This is a genomic window from Pseudomonas sp. 39004 (genome assembly GCF_028682155.1).
GTDB lineage: Bacteria > Pseudomonadota > Gammaproteobacteria > Pseudomonadales > Pseudomonadaceae > Aquipseudomonas > Aquipseudomonas capeferrum.
The window spans coordinates 1-16,556 of record NZ_JANIAG010000034.1 but is presented as its reverse complement, the minus strand read 5'-3'; the positions used below and the strand labels follow the sequence as shown (position 1 = coordinate 16,556).

At 61.5% G+C, this 16,556-nt stretch carries 19 protein-coding genes; 8 read left to right on the top strand and 11 right to left on the bottom strand.

The window, feature by feature from the left end:
* Positions 1-37: 37 nt before the first annotated feature.
* From NP534_RS08680 to NP534_RS08660, 5 genes are all read left to right on the top strand, one after another.
* Positions 38-1,855 (top strand): penicillin-binding protein activator, encoded by a 1,818-nt coding sequence (locus tag NP534_RS08680; RefSeq protein WP_274098471.1) that lies wholly within the window; start codon positions 38-40, stop codon positions 1,853-1,855.
* Entirely contained in the window at positions 1,855-2,226 is a 372-nt protein-coding gene (locus NP534_RS08675) for a YraN family protein (protein ID WP_274098470.1), read from the top strand. Before NP534_RS08680 ends, NP534_RS08675 begins: the two co-directional genes overlap by 1 nt.
* A gap of 86 nt (positions 2,227-2,312) precedes the next feature.
* Complete coding sequence (locus tag NP534_RS08670; RefSeq protein WP_012274070.1) at positions 2,313-2,906, top strand: phosphoheptose isomerase; 594 nt, start codon at positions 2,313-2,315, stop codon at positions 2,904-2,906.
* Entirely contained in the window at positions 2,903-3,481 is a 579-nt protein-coding gene (locus NP534_RS08665) for a BON domain-containing protein (RefSeq protein ID WP_033702844.1), read from the top strand. The genes NP534_RS08670 and NP534_RS08665 overlap by 4 nt, the downstream gene beginning before the upstream one ends.
* Positions 3,482-3,582: 101 nt before the next feature.
* On the top strand, positions 3,583-3,801 hold the full coding sequence (locus NP534_RS08660) for a YgdI/YgdR family lipoprotein (protein WP_274098469.1): 219 nt from the start codon (positions 3,583-3,585) through the stop codon (positions 3,799-3,801).
* A gap of 51 nt (positions 3,802-3,852) precedes the next feature.
* Here NP534_RS08660 and NP534_RS08655 read toward each other — a convergent pair whose 3' ends face one another.
* The 7 genes from NP534_RS08655 to rplM form a co-directional block, all read right to left on the bottom strand.
* On the bottom strand, positions 3,853-4,284 hold the full coding sequence (locus tag NP534_RS08655) for a ClpXP protease specificity-enhancing factor (protein ID WP_033702846.1): 432 nt from the start codon (positions 4,282-4,284) through the stop codon (positions 3,853-3,855).
* Between the two features lie 10 nt (positions 4,285-4,294).
* On the bottom strand, positions 4,295-4,918 hold the full coding sequence (locus NP534_RS08650; protein WP_274098468.1) for a glutathione S-transferase N-terminal domain-containing protein: 624 nt from the start codon (positions 4,916-4,918) through the stop codon (positions 4,295-4,297).
* Between the two features lie 117 nt (positions 4,919-5,035).
* A complete protein-coding gene (locus NP534_RS08645; protein ID WP_274098467.1) occupies positions 5,036-5,815 on the bottom strand; it encodes a cytochrome c1 in 780 nt (259 codons plus the stop codon).
* Positions 5,815-7,026, bottom strand: coding sequence for a cytochrome b (locus tag NP534_RS08640; protein WP_033702849.1), 1,212 nt, complete (start codon positions 7,024-7,026; stop codon positions 5,815-5,817). The genes NP534_RS08645 and NP534_RS08640 overlap by 1 nt, the downstream gene beginning before the upstream one ends.
* Entirely contained in the window at positions 7,026-7,619 is a 594-nt protein-coding gene (gene petA / locus NP534_RS08635; RefSeq protein WP_027593998.1) for a ubiquinol-cytochrome c reductase iron-sulfur subunit, read from the bottom strand. The genes NP534_RS08640 and petA overlap by 1 nt, the downstream gene beginning before the upstream one ends.
* 262 nt (positions 7,620-7,881) lie before the next feature.
* Complete coding sequence (gene rpsI, locus NP534_RS08630) at positions 7,882-8,274, bottom strand: 30S ribosomal protein S9 (protein ID WP_033702850.1); 393 nt, start codon at positions 8,272-8,274, stop codon at positions 7,882-7,884.
* Positions 8,275-8,288: 14 nt separating this feature from the next.
* Positions 8,289-8,717, bottom strand: a complete 429-nt coding sequence (rplM, locus tag NP534_RS08625; protein ID WP_008097538.1) for a 50S ribosomal protein L13 — start codon at positions 8,715-8,717, stop codon at positions 8,289-8,291.
* A gap of 257 nt (positions 8,718-8,974) precedes the next feature.
* Between rplM and NP534_RS08620 the strand changes: the two genes are divergently transcribed.
* Complete coding sequence (locus NP534_RS08620; RefSeq protein WP_274098466.1) at positions 8,975-10,015, top strand: NADP(H)-dependent aldo-keto reductase; 1,041 nt, start codon at positions 8,975-8,977, stop codon at positions 10,013-10,015.
* A gap of 234 nt (positions 10,016-10,249) precedes the next feature.
* On the top strand, positions 10,250-11,170 hold the full coding sequence (locus NP534_RS08615) for a GlxA family transcriptional regulator (RefSeq protein WP_274098477.1): 921 nt from the start codon (positions 10,250-10,252) through the stop codon (positions 11,168-11,170).
* A 106-nt stretch (positions 11,171-11,276) separates the two neighbouring features.
* Here the strand turns inward: NP534_RS08615 and zapE are convergent, their stop codons facing one another.
* From zapE to NP534_RS08600, 3 genes are all read right to left on the bottom strand, one after another.
* Positions 11,277-12,371 carry a cell division protein ZapE gene (zapE, locus tag NP534_RS08610; RefSeq protein ID WP_274098465.1) on the bottom strand — a complete coding sequence of 365 codons (1,095 nt, stop codon included), beginning with the start codon at positions 12,369-12,371 and terminating at the stop codon, positions 11,277-11,279.
* A gap of 124 nt (positions 12,372-12,495) precedes the next feature.
* Positions 12,496-13,845 (bottom strand): tryptophan--tRNA ligase, encoded by a 1,350-nt coding sequence (locus NP534_RS08605; RefSeq protein WP_274098464.1) that lies wholly within the window; start codon positions 13,843-13,845, stop codon positions 12,496-12,498.
* A 25-nt stretch (positions 13,846-13,870) separates the two neighbouring features.
* On the bottom strand, positions 13,871-14,506 hold the full coding sequence (locus NP534_RS08600) for an alpha/beta hydrolase (RefSeq protein ID WP_274098463.1): 636 nt from the start codon (positions 14,504-14,506) through the stop codon (positions 13,871-13,873).
* 135 nt (positions 14,507-14,641) lie between these two features.
* Between NP534_RS08600 and NP534_RS08595 the strand changes: the two genes are divergently transcribed.
* Positions 14,642-15,079, top strand: coding sequence for a YhcB family protein (locus NP534_RS08595; protein ID WP_027593992.1), 438 nt, complete (start codon positions 14,642-14,644; stop codon positions 15,077-15,079).
* A 286-nt stretch (positions 15,080-15,365) separates the two neighbouring features.
* Here the strand turns inward: NP534_RS08595 and NP534_RS08590 are convergent.
* Positions 15,366-16,556, bottom strand: a 1,191-nt coding sequence (locus NP534_RS08590) for a methionine gamma-lyase (RefSeq protein ID WP_274098462.1), incomplete at its 5' end; no start/stop codon positions are given.

Here is a 16,556-nt window from a genome sequence, read left to right as displayed (position 1 = left end):
ATTGCCGGCCAACTTGATCGAGTAACAGGACCTTTACATGATCGCTTGCCTGCGGCTGCTCTCAGCCCTCTGCCTCGCTACCCTGCTGGCAGCCTGCGCCAGCTCGCCCTCATCCAGCCTGGGCGAGCTGCCACGCACCCCGGACGCCAGCATCGAGCAACTGCTCGAAAAGGCCGCCTCCAGCAAGTCCACGGAAGATGCCGCCCTGCTGCGCCTGAGCGCCGCAGACCTGGCGTACAAGCAGAAGGACTACCCGCGCGCCGCACGCATTCTCGAGCAGGTCCCGATGGACACGCTCAAGCCCGCCCAGCAAGTGTTCGCCAGCACCCTTGGCGCCGAGCTGGCCATGAGCCGCAACCAGCCCAAGGCGGCCCTCACCGCCCTGTCGCACCCTAGCCTGCAGCGTGTCGCCGAGCTGCCGGCAGAACAGCAGGTACGCACCTACAGCGTCCACGCCGCCGCCCTCGAAGCCGACGGCCAGGCCCTGGCCGCCGCCCAGCAGCGCGTGCTGCTTGCCCCGCTGCTCAGCGGCCAGGCCGCCAGCGCCAACAACGACTCGATCTGGTCGCTGGTCGCCGCGCTGCCACCCGAACAGCTGCAGCAGCCAGCCAACGACCCGGTGCTCGCCGGCTGGACCAGCCTGGCACTGGCCGTGAAAACCGCCGGTACCCTGGAGCAACAGCAAGCCGCCATCGACACCTGGCGCCAGCAGCACCCGGACCACCCTGCCGCCCAGCAACTGCCGGTGGCGCTGGCCAAGCTCAAGGAGCTGGCCAGCCAGCCATTGACCAAGATTGCCCTGCTGCTGCCCCAGGAAGGCCCATTGGCAGGCGTCGCACGCGCACTGCGTGATGGCTTCATGGCCGCCCACTTCCAGGCTCAGCAGTCTGGCCAGCCGGCCCCCGCCGTGCAGGTATACGACAGCTCCCGCATCACCTCGGTTGACGACTTCTACCGCCAGGCCCAGGCCGATGGCGTGCAACTGGTAGTCGGCCCGCTGGAAAAACCCCTGGTGAAAAAGCTCGCTGCCAATGCGCAACTGCCAATCACCACGCTCGCCCTGAACTACGCAGACGCCGGCCAGACAGCCCCGCCACAACTCTTCCAGTTCGGCCTCGCTGCCGAGGATGAAGCGCGCGAAGTCGCACGTCGCGCCCGCGCCGACGGCATGGTCCGCGCCGTCGCGCTGGTACCGAGTGGCGAATGGGGTGACCGTGTGCTCGCCGCCTTCCGCAAAGACTGGGAAAGCAACGGCGGCACCCTGCTCGCCGCCGAGCGCATCGCTCAGCCCGTCGCCCTGGCCCAGCAGATTGCCGACCTGTTCCAGCTGCGCCAGAGCGAAGGCCGCGCCAAGAGCCTGCAGAGCACCGTGGGCGGCAACATCGCCGCGCAGCCGTCGCGCCGTCAGGACATCGACTTCATCTTCCTGGCCTCGACGCCGCAACAGGCCCAGCAGATCAAGCCGACCCTGAACTTCCAGTACGCCGGCGACGTACCGGTCTATGCCACCTCGAACCTGTACAGCGCCAGCGGTGACGTCAACCAGTACAACGACATGAACGGCATTCGCTTCTGCGAAACACCGTGGCTGCTCGACACCAGCAACAGCCTGCGCCAGCAGGTGGTGCAGCAATGGCCGCAAGCCGCCGGCAGCCTCGGCCGCCTGTACGCCATGGGCGTGGATGCCTACAGCCTGGCACCGCGCCTGGGCCAACTGAAAGCCTTGCCGGACAACCGCGTACAAGGGCTTTCGGGCAGCCTCAGCATGAACGCCAACCAGCGTATCGAGCGCCAGCTGCCTTGGGCCGAATTCTCTGGCGGCCAGGTCAAGCGCCTGCCAGACACCGCCCGTTGATGCCAGACGCATCGCCCTCCCAGGCCGGTCAGGCAGCCGAAAACCAAGCCCTTGAGTTCCTTCAAGGGCAAGGTCTCAAGTTGCTGACGCGCAATTGGCGATGCAAAGGCGGTGAGCTTGATCTGGTCATGCTCGACGCCGATACAGTAGTATTCGTCGAAGTCCGCTACCGGTTGCACGCGAGCTTCGGTGGCGCCCTCGGCAGTATCGACGGGCGCAAGCAGAAACGGCTGGTGCTGGCTGCCAGCCTTTTCCTGCAAAAGGAGCCGCGCTGGGCCGCACAACCCTGCCGCTTCGACGTTGTCGCCCTGCAGGGCAGCCACCACGCAGGCAGACCGCTTCAATGGCTGAAAAACGCCTTCGAATGCTGAACCCACTTCGTATTTTTTGCTCTATGTTTCGCGGGCTGGTCTTTGTTGCGCGCCGCGCCGGCCACCGCCCCACTTAAGGTCACCAGATGGACATGCAATCCCGAATTCGCCGGCTGTTCCAGGCCAGCATCGATACCAAGCAACAGGCAATGGACATCCTGGCACCGCACATCGAGCAGGCCAGCCTGGTCATGGTCAATGCGCTTCTCAACGAGGGCAAGATGCTCGCTTGCGGCAACGGCGGCTCGGCTGGCGATGCCCAGCACTTTTCGTCGGAGCTGCTCAACCGCTTCGAGCGCGAGCGCCCGAGCCTGCCGGCCATAGCACTGACCACCGACAGCTCGACGCTGACCTCGATCGCCAATGACTACAGCTACAACGAAGTCTTTTCCAAGCAGATCCGCGCCCTGGGCCAGCCCGGCGATGTGCTGCTGGCGATTTCCACCAGCGGCAACTCGGCCAACGTGATTCAAGCGATCCAGGCCGCACATGATCGCGAAATGATTGTCGTAGCATTGACCGGGCGTGACGGCGGCGGCATGGCTTCGCTGCTGCTGCCCGAGGACGTCGAAATCCGCGTGCCTTCGACGGTCACCGCACGTATCCAGGAAGTCCACCTGCTGGCGATCCACTGCCTGTGCGATCTGATCGACAGCCAATTGTTCGGGAGTGAAGAATGACCCCTATGCGCCTCGGCCTGATGGCCCTGACCCTGTGCCTGAGCGTCACCGGCTGCAGCTCGGTGCTGACCTCGACCCGTAACTCGCCGATCGAGGACGATCGCGGCACGCGCACCATCGGCAGCAAGATCGATGACTCGCTGATCGAAACCAAGGCTGCGGTCAATATTTCCAAAGCCAGCCCAGACCTCGACAAGGGCTCGCACATCGTTGTCAGCAGCTACAACGGCATCGTCCTGCTTGCCGGCCAGACCCCTCGCGCCGAGCTCAAGAGCCTGGCCGAGCAAACGGCTGGCCAGGTGCAGCGCGTGAAGAAGGTGCACAACGAACTGCAGGTGATGCAGCCCTCCTCCATCCTGGCGCGCAACAACGACGCCTGGCTGACCACCAAGATCAAGACGCAGATGCTCACTGACAACGCCGTGCCAAGCTCGCGCATCAAGGTGATTACCGAGAACGGTATCGTCTACCTGCTCGGCCTGGTGACCCAACAGGAGGCCAATGCTGCCACCGGCGTGGTACAGAGCGTGTCGGGCGTACAGAAGATCGTCAAACTGTTCGAGTACATCGACTGATTGACTGGCTGCCTGAACCGACCTCTTCGCGGTTGACCCGCGAAGGGCCGGCACAGGCAGCAACGTTGCTCCAATCCTTCCAGATACCCAGGAAACACCGCATGAAAAAGCTTTTGCTGCCTGCCCTGCTGTTTGGCACCTTCGCCACCCTGGCTGGCTGCTCCACCCCAAGCCTGATCACCCTGAACGACGGCCGTGAAATCCAGGCTGTCGACGCTCCGAAGTTCGAAAAGGACTCCGGCTTCTACGAGTTCCAGCAACTCGACGGCAAGCGCACCCGCATCAACAAAGACCAGGTACGCACCATCAGCGACCTGTAATCGCAGGCGCGCTGCAAATAAAAAGGCGATCCGGTTGGATCGCCTTTTCTGTTACTTGACCACTTTCAGGCTTGGCCGCCCCGTCGGGCGCGGCGGCTGGCCACCGCCTTCTGGCGGGCCATCATCATCCGGCTCGACATCATCGTCTTCCAGCTCCTCGCCTTCCATCAGCGACGGCTCCAACTCGAAGACCATGCCCTGGCCGTTCTCACGGGCGTAGATACCGAGGATTGCGCCAATCGGCACGTACAGCGTGTGGGCAACACCGCCGAAGCGGCCCTCGAAGCTGACTGCCTCGTTATCCATGTGCAGGCTGCGCACGGCACTGGGCGAGATATTCAGGACAATCTGACCATCACTGGCAAAACCTTGAGGCACCTGGACTGCCGGATACTCGGCATTGACCAGCATATGGGGCGTGCAATCGTTGTCGACGATCCACTCATACAGTGCTCGAACCAGATAGGGGCGACTGGAGTTCATCAACAGCTCCTTAAAGCTTGCGCATTTCACGTTCAACGGAGGACAGGCTCGCCAGGAAAGGCTCGCGGGCGAACTGTCGCTCCATGTAATCCAGCAGCGGCTTGGCTTGCCGCGGCAATTCGATACCCATTACCGGCAAACGCCAGAGTATGGGCAATAGACAACAGTCGACCAAGCTTTGCTCATCACTCATGAAGCAGGCGAACTCACCGAACAGCGGCGAGACCCCCGTCAGGCTCTCACGCAACGCCTTGCGCGCCTCGGCGCGGGCAGCATCGCTGTTGCGCATGTCGAGCACCGTATCGGCCAGGGCACACCAGTCACGCTGGATGCGATGCATGAGCAGGCGGCTGTTGCCACGCGCCACAGGGTACACCGGCATCAAGGGCGGATGCGGATAACGCTCTTCGAGGTACTCCATCACCACGGTCGACTCATACAACGCCAGGTCGCGGTCGACCAGGGTCGGCACGCTCGCATAGGGGTTAACCTCGACCAGCTTGGGCGGCAGGCGGCCAGGGTCGACGTCGATGATCTGCACGCTGATGCCTTTCTCGGCAAGCACGAGGCGTACCCGATGAGAATAGTGATCAGCGGGGTCGGAATAGCAGGCTAACCTGTTGGTTGCGCCCATGTAGCGCCTCCTCGTACGGGATGCTCGTAACACTCAAAATGAAAACGCGCCCGGGGCACCCTGGCAAACCTGCCAGAGCCCCCCGGGCGCGTTCAACTACCAGAAATTACTGCGTGATCAGTGCACGTCCTTCCAGTATTCACGCTTGAGCAAATAGGCGAATACGAAGAAGAAAGCCAGGTACAGCAACACGTAGGTACCGATGCGCTGGCTTTCCAGTTTGACCGGGTTGGCCGAATAGGCCAGGAAGGTCACCAGGTTCTTGACCTTCTCGTCGAACTGCTCGGTCGTCAGGGTACCGGAATTCGGCGTGATGGTCAGCTGGTCACACGCTTCATGGGTCAGCGGGCTGCCCGTCAGCGGGTCAAACTGCTTCTTGCCATCGACTACGCTCTGCACCTGCTTGCAGCCAACCACCTGGTTGCCCTGCAGGCCAACCAGCACGTTGGGCATGCCAACGTTAGGGAACACCTTGTTGTTCACCCCATAAGGGCGCGATGGGTCCTCATAGAAGCTGCGCAGGTAGGTGTACAGCCAATCAGTGCCACGCACCCGGGCAACCAGGGTCAGGTCGGGCGGCGCGGCCCCGAACCAGGTCTTGGCGTCGTTGGGGCGCATGCCGATCTGCATGTGGTCGCCGATCTTGGCACCGGTGAAGACCAGACTCTCGAGCATCAGCTCGTGCGGGATACCCAGGTCGTCGGCCACCCGCTCGTAGCGCTGGAACTTGGCACTGTGGCAACCCATGCAATAGTTGGCAAAGGTACGCGCGCCATCCTGCATGGCCGCCTTGTCGGTCAGGTCGATGTCAACCTTGTCCAGCTCCAGGCCATGTTCTGCGGCGAAGGAAAAGGCAGGCATCACTGCCAGCAAAAATACTGCAATCAACTTTTTCATCAGCCAGTCACCCTTTCCGGAACCGGTTTGGTCTTCTCGAGCCTTGTGTAGAACGGCATCAGCAGGAAGTAGGCGAAGTACAACACCGTGCACACCTGCGACAGCAAGGTGCGGCCAGGCGTCGGCGCCAGCACGCCCAGCACACCGAGGATGACGAAGGACACGCAGAACACCAGCAGGAAGAGCTTGCTGATCCAGCCCTTGTAGCGCATGGAGCGCACCGGGCTGCGGTCGAGCCAAGGCAGCACGAACAACACGGCGATCGCGGCCCCCATGGCGATTACGCCCATCAGTTTGTCAGGCACCGCACGCAAGATCGCGTAGAACGGTGTGAAGTACCACACCGGCGCGATGTGCTCCGGCGTCTTGAACGCGTTCGCCTGCTCGAAGTTCGGTTTTTCCAGGAAGTAACCGCCCATTTCCGGGAAGAAGAACACCACGGCACAGAACACGAAGAGGAACACCACCACGCCGACAATGTCCTTTACGGTGTAGTACGGGTGGAACGGGATACCGTCCAGCGGAATACCGTTTTCGTCCTTTTTCTTCTTGATGTCGACGCCATCGGGGTTGTTCGAACCCACTTCGTGCAAGGCCAGGATGTGCAGCACTACCAGGCCAAGGATGACGATCGGCAGGGCAACCACATGCAGGGCGAAGAAGCGGTTCAGGGTGATGCCGGAGATCAGGTAGTCACCGCGAATCCACTGGGTGAGGTCATCGCCGATCACCGGGATGGCGCCGAACAGCGAGATGATCACCTGGGCACCCCAGTACGACATCTGCCCCCACGGCAGCAGATAACCCATGAAGGCCTCTGCCATCAGCGCCAGGTAGATCAGCATGCCGAACAGCCAGACCAGCTCACGCGGCTTCTGGTAAGAGCCATAGAGCAGGCCGCGGAACATGTGCAGGTAGACCACGATGAAGAACGCCGAAGCACCGGTGGAGTGCAGGTAGCGCAGGATCCAGCCATATTCGACGTCACGCATGATGTACTCGACCGAGGCGAAGGCCTCTTCCGCCGAGGGCGTGAAGCTCATGGTCAGCCACACACCGGTCACGATCTGGTTGACCAGCACCAGCAACGCCAGGGAGCCGAAGAAATACAGGAAGTTGAAGTTCTTGGGCGCGTAATACTTGCTCAGGTGGTCTTCCCACATCTTGGTGGCGGGGAAGCGCGCATCAATCCAGTCCATGAACTTGCTCATCATGCGTTCTCCTGATCGACGCCGATGACAATGATGTCGTCCGACTCATAAGAGTGCGGGGGCACTGGCAGGTTGAGAGGCGCCGGCTGCGACTTGTAGACACGGCCAGCCAGGTCGTAGTGGGAACCGTGGCAAGGGCAGAAATAGCCACCCACCCATTTCGGACCGAGGTCGGCGGGCGCCACTTCCGGGCGGAACGTCGGCGAGCACCCCAGATGGGTACACAGGCCGACGAGAATGAGTATTTCCGGCTTGATCGAGCGAACCTGTGGGTCGACGTAGGTCGGCTGCACCGAGGCCTTCGACTCGGGGTCGGACAGGTCTGCGGTGATTTTCTTGAGGTTTCCGAGAATCTCTTCCGTTCGCCGTACGATGAACACAGGTTGGCCACGCCACTCGGCCACCATCTGCTGCCCGGCCTCGACCTTGGCAATATTGACCTTCACCGGTGCACCTGCGGCTTTCGCCTTGGCACTGGGAAACCATGACCCCACGAACGGTACCGCAGCCCCCACTGCCCCCGCCGCCCCGACCACAGAGGTCGCGGCTACGAGGAAGCGGCGCCGGCCTGCGTTGACGCCGTCATTACTCATTCAGTCCTCTCCCATCAGCTTGCTTGGCCTGTTGAATCAGGCCTGTACTTAGGTAATGTCTGTGGCACTAAAAATTGGCCGCCATGGTAAGAAACAAATCCACACACTGACAAGGTGATTACCCACTTACGGGCTACAACCCTCGCTTTGCTTGATCTGCGTCTATGCGGTAAGCCGTCACGGACATGCTGACAGGTTAGTTCAAGACATAAAAAAAGCCCGGTTCCAAAGGAACCGGGCTTTTTCGACTGCCGAAGCGGTATTAACGCTTGGAGTACTGAGGACGCTTACGCGCTTTACGCAGACCCACTTTCTTACGCTCAACTTCACGAGCGTCGCGGGTGACGTAGCCAGCACGACGCAGAGCGGCACGCAGGGTTTCGTCGTATTGCATCAGAGCGCGGGTGATACCGTGACGGATCGCACCGGCTTGACCGCTGACACCACCACCAGCAACGGTGACGTAGATGTCGAACTTCTCAACAGTCTCGGTCAGTTCCAGCGGCTGGCGAACAACCATGCGAGCGGTTTCGCGGCCGAAGAACACGTCCAGAGAACGGTTGTTGATGGAGATGTTACCAGTACCCGGACGCAGGAAAACGCGAGCGGTTGCGGTCTTGCGACGGCCAGTGCCGTAATTTTGAGTCGCCGACATAATGAACTATCCCGTTAGATCTTCAGTTCTTGAGGCTGCTGAGCAGTGTGTGGGTGAGCAGCACCCGCGTACACTTTTAGCTTACGGTACATGTCGCGACCCAGCGGGTTCTTCGGCAGCATGCCTTTGACCGCGGTTTCGATAACACGCTCAGGGGCCTTGGCGATCAACTTCTCGAAGTTGATTTCCTTGATACCGCCTGGGAAGCCGGAGTGGGAGTAGTACATTTTGTCGGAAGACTTGGCGCCAGTCACACGAATTTGCTCGGCGTTGATGACGACGATGTAGTCGCCGGTGTCAACGTGAGGGGTGTATTCTGGTTTGTGTTTGCCACGCAGACGGCTAGCGATTTCGGTAGCCAGACGACCCAGGGTCTGGCCAGCGGCGTCGACTACGAACCACTCGCGCTTTACTGTTTCCGGTTTAGCAGTAAAAGTTTTCATTCTCTAAAGCCTCAGAGGCCGCCCAGCGAAAAATAGACGGCGAATCTTACTGGATAGTGCACAGCTTGCCAAGGGCAAGCGCGCAGCCGAACACAGACGCTTTTGGGGGCTCGGGTCGGGCACGCCCATGTTCGACGGGGTTCTTCCTGCGTGGTGGTGCATCACTCCCTCCACACGGAGAGGGTCCGAATTATCCAGATTGCGCGAAAAATTTCAACCTGCTTTTATGGGCTTCTTTGCCAAGGAGACACTTCCCGATGGAATACCGCCAGCTCGGCCGTACCGATCTCAGCGTCAGCGCCCTGTGCCTGGGCACCATGACCTGGGGTGAGCAGAACGTTCAGGACCAGGCCTTTGAACAGATCGCCATGGCCAAGGCCGCCGGGGTCAACTTCATCGACACCGCCGAGATGTACCCGGTGCCGCCCCGCCCCGAGACCTACGCCGCCACCGAGCGCATCATCGGCAACTGGTTCCGCCAGCATGGCGATCGCGACGACTGGATCCTGGCCAGCAAGGTCGCCGGGCCCGGCAACGGCATCAGCCACATCCGCGATGGCCAACTCAAGCACAACCGCCAGCACATCGTCGCGGCACTGGACGAGAGCCTCAAGCGCCTGCAGACCGACCGCATCGACCTGTACCAGTTGCACTGGCCCGAGCGCAGCACCAATTTCTTCGGCAAGCTGGGCTACCAGCACCTGAGCACAGACCTGTTCACCCCGCTGGAAGAAACCCTCGAGGTGCTCGACGAGCAGGTGCGCGCGGGCAAGATCCGCCACATCGGGCTGTCCAATGAAACGCCGTGGGGCACCATGAAGTTTCTGCACCTGGCAGAAACCCGCGGCTGGCCGCGCGCGGTGTCGATCCAGAACCCGTACAACCTGCTCAACCGCAGCTTCGAGGTCGGCCTTGCGGAAATCGCGATCCGCGAGCAGTGCGGGCTGCTGGCCTACTCGCCGCTGGCATTCGGCATGCTCTCGGGCAAGTACGAGAACGGCGCCAGGCCAGAGAACGGCCGCCTGACCCTGTTCAGCCGCTTCGCCCGCTACTCCAACCCACAGACCGTGGCGGCCTGCAGCCGCTATGTGCAACTGGCGCAGGCGCATGGCCTGGACCCGGCGCAGATGGCCTTGGCCTTCGTCACCCAGCAGCCCTTCGTGACCAGCAATATCATCGGTGCGACCGACCTGGTGCAGCTGCAGAGCAACCTAAAGAGCCTGGAACTGAACCTGGGCGATGAACTGCTGGCGGCGATCGAAGCGATTCATCAGGACCAGCCCAACCCGGCGCCTTGATCAAAGCGACAAGCAGCGAGCTTCAAGCTGCAAGACAGAGCGGGTGTGCACTGGCCTGTTTTCTTGGAGCTTGTAGCTTGAAGCTTGCAGCTGGACAAAAAACATAAGACGATCCAGCCGGTGATTGACCACTCTACCCTATAAGAACAATGACAAATGATGTTTACCCAACCCACCGCTTCACTGCGGCGCGTCAGCATCCTGGCCATTGACAAGGTGTTCGCTTCGACCTTGATGCAAGCCAAGGATTTCTTCCACCTCGCCAGCCTGCGTTACAGCAAGCAGCTGGGCCTGGGCTTGCAGCCCATGTTCGAGATTGGCCTGGTGAGCCCGGACGGCCAGCCCGTGGACAGCTTCAGCAATGTCCAACTGCCGGTCGACGGCAGCCTGAACGATGCCGATATCATCATCCTCCCGGCGTTCTGGGACGATTTCGACAACCTCATGCAGCGTTATCCACAGGTCTTGCCGTGGTTGCGTGAACAGCATGCCCGCGGCGCCGTGCTGTGTGCCGAAGCCAGCGGTGTGTTCTGGTTGGCCGAGTCCGGCCTGCTCGATGGCAAGGAAGCGACGACCTACTGGCGCTTTTTCGCCAACTTCGCCGAGCGCTTTCCGAACATCCGGCTGAACCAGGACAAGCACCTGACGGATGCCGACAACATCTATTGCGCCGGCGGTGCCACCTCGGCCTGCGACCTGTACATCTACCTGATCGAGCGTTTCTGCGGGGCCAACGTGGCCCGTGCCGTGGCCCGCGATATCCTCTACGAAGTGCAGCGCAACTACACCCCGGGGCGCATGGGCTTTGGTGGGCAGAAGCTGCACCAGGACCTGATCATCCTGCAGATCCAGCATTGGCTGGAAGAGCACTTCGCCGACAAGTTCCGCTTCGAAGACGTCGCCCGCAACCATGGCATGAGCATTCGCAACTTCATGCGCCGCTTCCAGGGTGCGACGGGCGACAAGCCGCTGCATTACCTGCAACGGTTACGCATCGAGACGGCCAAGGGGTTGTTGTCGAGCACGCGCAAGAGCATCAAGACCATCAGCTACGAGGTCGGCTACGACGATGCCAGCTTCTTTGCCCGGTTATTCCGCCAGCACACCGAACTGTCGCCGAACCAGTATCGGCAGCAGTTTGTGCAGGAAGCCTGAAAGGCTTCCTGAGCGGCAAGCGGCAAGCGGCAAGAAAAAGCTAGAGAAACATGCGGCTTGCTCTGGCTTTTTCTTGCCGCTTGAACCTCGAAGCTTGCCGCTGCCTTTAGGGCTTGTGCGCGCGCGACAGGAACTCGTGTGACTGCATTTCCAGCAACCGGCTCAAGGTACGCTGGAACTCGAAGCTCAGCCGGCCACCGGTGTACAGGTCCTTCAGCTCCACCTCGGCCGAGATGATCAGCTTGACGTTACGGTCGTAGAATTCGTCGACCATGTTGATGAACCGACGGGCGATGTCATCGGTGGCAACGCCCATCTGCTCGACATTGCTCAGCAGAACGGCATGGAAGATCTTGCCCAGTTCGATGTAGTCGTTCTGGCTGCGCGGCCCGTCGCACAGGGCGCGGAAGTCGAACCAGGCGACGTCGTCGCAGGTGCGCAGGGCATTGATCGGGCGGTTCTCGATCATCAGCACGTCGTTCTCGACGGCCTGGGTGCACTCCGGCGTCAACGCCTTGAAGCTTGCACGCATGCTCTGCTGCGCGGCGTCATCGAGCGGGAAGTGGAACAGTTCGGCCTGCTCCAGGTGACGCAGGCGGTAGTCGACGCCGCTGTCGACGTTCACCACGTCGGTGTACTGCTTGATCATGGCGATGGCCGGCAGGAAGCGCGCACGCTGCAGGCCGTCCTTGTACAGGCCGTCCGGCACGATGTTGGAGGTCGCCACCAAGGACACGCCGTTCTTGAACAGCTCTTCCATCAGGGTGCCGAGGATCATCGCATCGGTAATGTCGGAGACGAAGAATTCGTCGAAGCAGATCACCCTGGCTTCGTCGCTGAAGCGCTTGGCAATGAGGGTCAGCGGGTTCTTCTCGCCCTTGAGGGTTTTCATCTCCTCGTGCACACGCTTCATGAAGCGGTGGAAGTGCGTGCGCATCTTCTGCTTGAACGGCAGCGCCTCGTAGAAGGTGTCGACCAGGTAGGTCTTGCCACGGCCTACGCCGCCCCAGAAGTACAGGCCCTTGACCGGCGTCTGCTCCTTCTTGCCGAACAACTTGCCGAACATGCCCGGCTTGTTGTTCTGCGCCTGGACCAGGTCGTCGTAGAGGCGCTGCAGGTGACGCACCGCAGTCTCCTGCGCCGCATCATGGAAGAAGTCGGGACGTTTCAGATCTGCTTGATATCGTTCTAGGGGCGTCATGATTTCGTTAGCGAGGCAACAAAAAACGGGCCGTCACTGTAGCGACAGACCCGCTTGATGGCAATCATACATACGGCCATTGTCTCTCAGGCCGCACGCTCAACCGCTCCTACAGTCGAATGCTTCAGTCCTGCTGCGGCGCCAGCGCCTCGTGCAGGCTTTGAACGGCAGCATCTCGGGCTTCGGCGCTTGCGAACTGCGGCCCGTCGGCAACCTGCTCGCCGTTCAGCCACAGGCTGAAGCCCAGGCCTTCGACACGCACATCGGCCTCGCCGCCTTGCTGCAATTGCTTGCTCACAGCGCCCGCACTCTTGCCGTCGGCGAAGCTGCGCGACAGCAGCAGTTGCTCGCCATCGGCGGCCAGCAGGCGGAAGCGGAAGCTGCCGTCCTCATCGCGGAAGCTGACGAAGCGCGCGCTCTTGGCTGCCTTTTTCTTGACTTCGGTGCCGGCCTGCACGCTGCTGCGGAACGAGCGCAGGCCAACAGCCTCGCGCAGTTGCTCGAGGAACGGCGTGGCGGTCTTGCGGGCCTTGGCGGCGCCGGCCAGGAGGATGTCTTCCAGGTCCGAGGGGCGCGATATCAGTTGGTGGTAGTGATCACGCTTCTCGGCCAGTTGCCCGTCCAGCAGCTGGAACAGCCGCTGCTTGGCTTCACCCCAACCCAGGCCCTGCAGCAGCTCTTCGCGGAACTCGGCGCATTGTGCCGGCGTCGAGAACGCCTGGAACAAGGTGAACAGGTGGGCGTTGACCGGGTCTTTCGCTTCGCCAGGTGCGCGCGAGTCGGTGACGATGCGCGAGATGGCGTCTTTCATGTCCTTGGCGCTGGTGAACAACGGGATGGTGTTGTCGTAGCTCTTGGACATCTTGCGACCATCCAGGCCCGGCAGGGTCGCCACGCTCTCCTCGATCACCGCCTCAGGCAGGGCGAAGAAGTCCTTGCCCTGGCCGAACAGGTGGTTGAAGCGCTGGCCGATGTCACGCGCCATTTCCACGTGCTGGATCTGGTCACGGCCAACCGGCACCTTGTGGGCGTTGAACATCAGGATGTCGGCGGCCATCAGCACCGGGTAGCTGTACAGGCCCATGGTCACGCCGGCATCCGGGTCTTCGCCGGTTTCCAGGTTCTTGTCCACCGAGGCCTTGTAGGCATGCGCCCGGTTGAGCAGGCCCTTGGCCGCGACGCAGGTCAGCAGCCAGGTCAACTCGGGGATTTCGGGGATATCGGACTGGCGGTAGAAGGTCACCTTGTCCGGATCGAGGCCACCGGCCAGCCAGGTCGCGGCGATTTCCAGGCGCGAGCGCTGGATGCGCTGCGGGTCGTCGCACTTGATGAGGGCGTGGTAGTCGGCCAGGAAGTAGAACGAATCGGCACCGGGTTGCTGGCTGGCGCGGATCGCCGGGCGGATGGCGCCGGCGTAGTTGCCCAGATGCGGGGTGCCGGTGGTGGTGATACCGGTAAGGATGCGCGTGGTCATGGGTGTTCGCTTATTCAGGCTTGGCTCAATTCGAAAGGCGCGGCAGCAGCAGATCCTTCAGATCGGTCAGCTTGCCATGGAAGAAGTGTCCGCATTCTGCCACTTTCAGCAGCTCGTGGGGGCGCGACAGGGCGTCAGACCATTCGTAAACCAACTGCGGATCGACGACTTCGTCGCTGTCAGGCTGTACCAGCGTGATCGGGCAGCGCTGCGGCGGCGGGAATTCACTCGTCAGGCGCATCACCGCCGGGGCGATCATGAACAGATGCTGCAGCGCAACGCCTGCGCTTTCCAGGCGCCCTGCCAGGCTGGTGGCGACAAAGCCACCGAACGAGAAGCCCATCAGCACCACGGGCAGCCCTGGGTGCTTGGCCTGCAGCCAAGCTGCGGCGGCCTCGGCGTCGGCCACCTCGCCAGCGCCCATGTCGTGGCTGCCGGCACTCTGACCCACGCCACGGTAGTTGAAGCGCAGGGTCACGTAACCGGCGTCACGCGCCGTGCGTTGCAGGGTCGAAACCACCTTGTTGAGCATGGTGCCGCCCTGGACCGGGTTGGGGTGGCAGATCAGCACCGCGCCGCGGGCCTCGGTCACATCCAGGTACAAGGCTTCCAACTGGCCGCAAGGGCCGTCGATGAACAAAGGGGTTTCGCGGACAAGCAAGGCACTACTCCGTGACCTCGGGAAGGGTCGATTCGTCTAGGTGAGGAATTCTGTTCTGATTTGCGATCGCTCGCGGTATACAGCGCAGGTCTGAGCCGTTAACGTAAAGCAAAGCCGTTTATAGAGGAAGGACTCGTGGAACTCTCGCTCCTTGTTTGGTTGTTGCCGACCCTGGCCCTGGTCATCGGCGTGGTGGTTGGTTTCGTCGTGGCCCGCCTGCTGCCCAATGCCGCGCCTAGCAGCACGCAACGTCAGCTGGACGACATCCAGCAGCGTTTCGACAGCTACCAGAACGAAGTGGTCACCCACTTCAACAGCACCGCCGTACTGGTCAAGAAACTGACCCAGAGCTACCAGGATGTCCAGGATCACCTGGCCGATGGTGCCAACACCCTGGCCCTCGACGACGTGACACGCCAACGCCTGCTGGCCGCCCTGCACTCCGAAGCGGCCCAGGGCCCTCGTGACCGGCTTACCCCGCCGAAGGACACCGCCGAAGTGCCCCGCGACTACGCGCCAAAAACGCCGAACTCGCCGGGTATGCTCGATGAGAGCTACGGGCTCAAGCGTTGATACCCTGAAATGAAACAAGGCCTCGCGAGAGGCCTTTTTCTTGTATCCATTTTTTGGAACAACGATGAAAAACCCTGCCGAGGCAGGGTTTTTCATTTCAGCTCAAGGCTTGCGCCACGACTGGCCTCCCTCATCGTCGTCACCACCGCCACGGCGAATGTCCAGCCTGTAGTTCACTGTTGTCTTCATGGAGATACTCCTTCAAAGATGCGCTGGCCAAATGACCAACGCAGTGAGGATGCTCCTGAGCTAAAGACCAAGGCACAGGGCACAGCTTCCGCCGCCCTCATGCCGCCTGGGTACAGACACGTAGCGCCTGCTCGACATCAGCGATCAGGTCTTCTATATCCTCCAACCCTACCGACAACCGCACCAACCCTTCCGAGATGCCATGGTGCGCCCGCTCCTGTGGCGTATAGCTGGAATGCGTCATGCTCGCCGGGTGCTGCGCCAACGACTCGGCATCGCCCAGGCTCACCGCCCGCGCGAACAGCTGCAAGGCGTTCATGAACCGCCGCCCTGCTTCGATCCCGCCCTTGAGCTCGAACGCAATCATGCCGCCCGGCAGGCGCATCTGGCGCTGGGCCAGCGCGTGCTGGGCAAACGATGGCAGCCCTGGGTAGTGAATAAGCTCGACCTGCGGCTGGCTCGCGAGAAACTCCGCCACTTGCTGGGCGTTGGCGCAATGGCGGTCCATGCGCAGGGCCAGGGTCTTGATCCCGCGCATCAACAGCGACGCATCGTGCGGCGACAGCACTGCACCGGTCATGTCTTTCAGCCCTTCCAGGCGTATCCGGTCGATCAGTGCCTTACGCCCGACCACCAGGCCGGCCGTGATATCCCCATGGCCGCTCAGGTACTTGGTCGCCGAATGCACCACCAGGTCTGCGCCCATTTCCAGCGGCCGCTGCAAATAAGGGGTGCAGTAAGTGTTGTCGACCACGATATGCAAGTCATGCCCACACGCGGCGTCGGCCACCGCTGCGATATCGACCAGTTGCATGTTGGGGTTGGCCGGGGTTTCGAAGTAGATCATCCGTGTTTTGCTGGTAATTGCCGCCTTCAGTGCCTTGATATCGTTCAGGTCGACGTGATGGATCTTCACCCCGAACTCGCCGATGCCATGGTGCAGGAAGGCGAACGTACAGCCATACAGCGTACGCCCGACGATCAGCTCATCGCCCGGCCGTAGCAGGGTCCATATCGTCGAAGTGATGGCCCCCATGCCCGACGCCAACGCCAGCCCCGCCTCGCCCCCCTCCAGTGATGCCATGCGCTGTTCCAGCAAAGCCAGCGTCGGGTTGGAGATGCGGCTGTAGAAGTGCCCCGCCTCTTCCCCGGCAAAGCAGGCAGCGCCGTATTCGACGGTGGGGAAGGCATAGGTGGCGGTCTGGTACACCGGCGGCACCAATGCGCCACCGTGTGACTGCGGGTCATAGCCATGGTGGATGGCCCGCGTGGAAAAACCGGTGTTGTT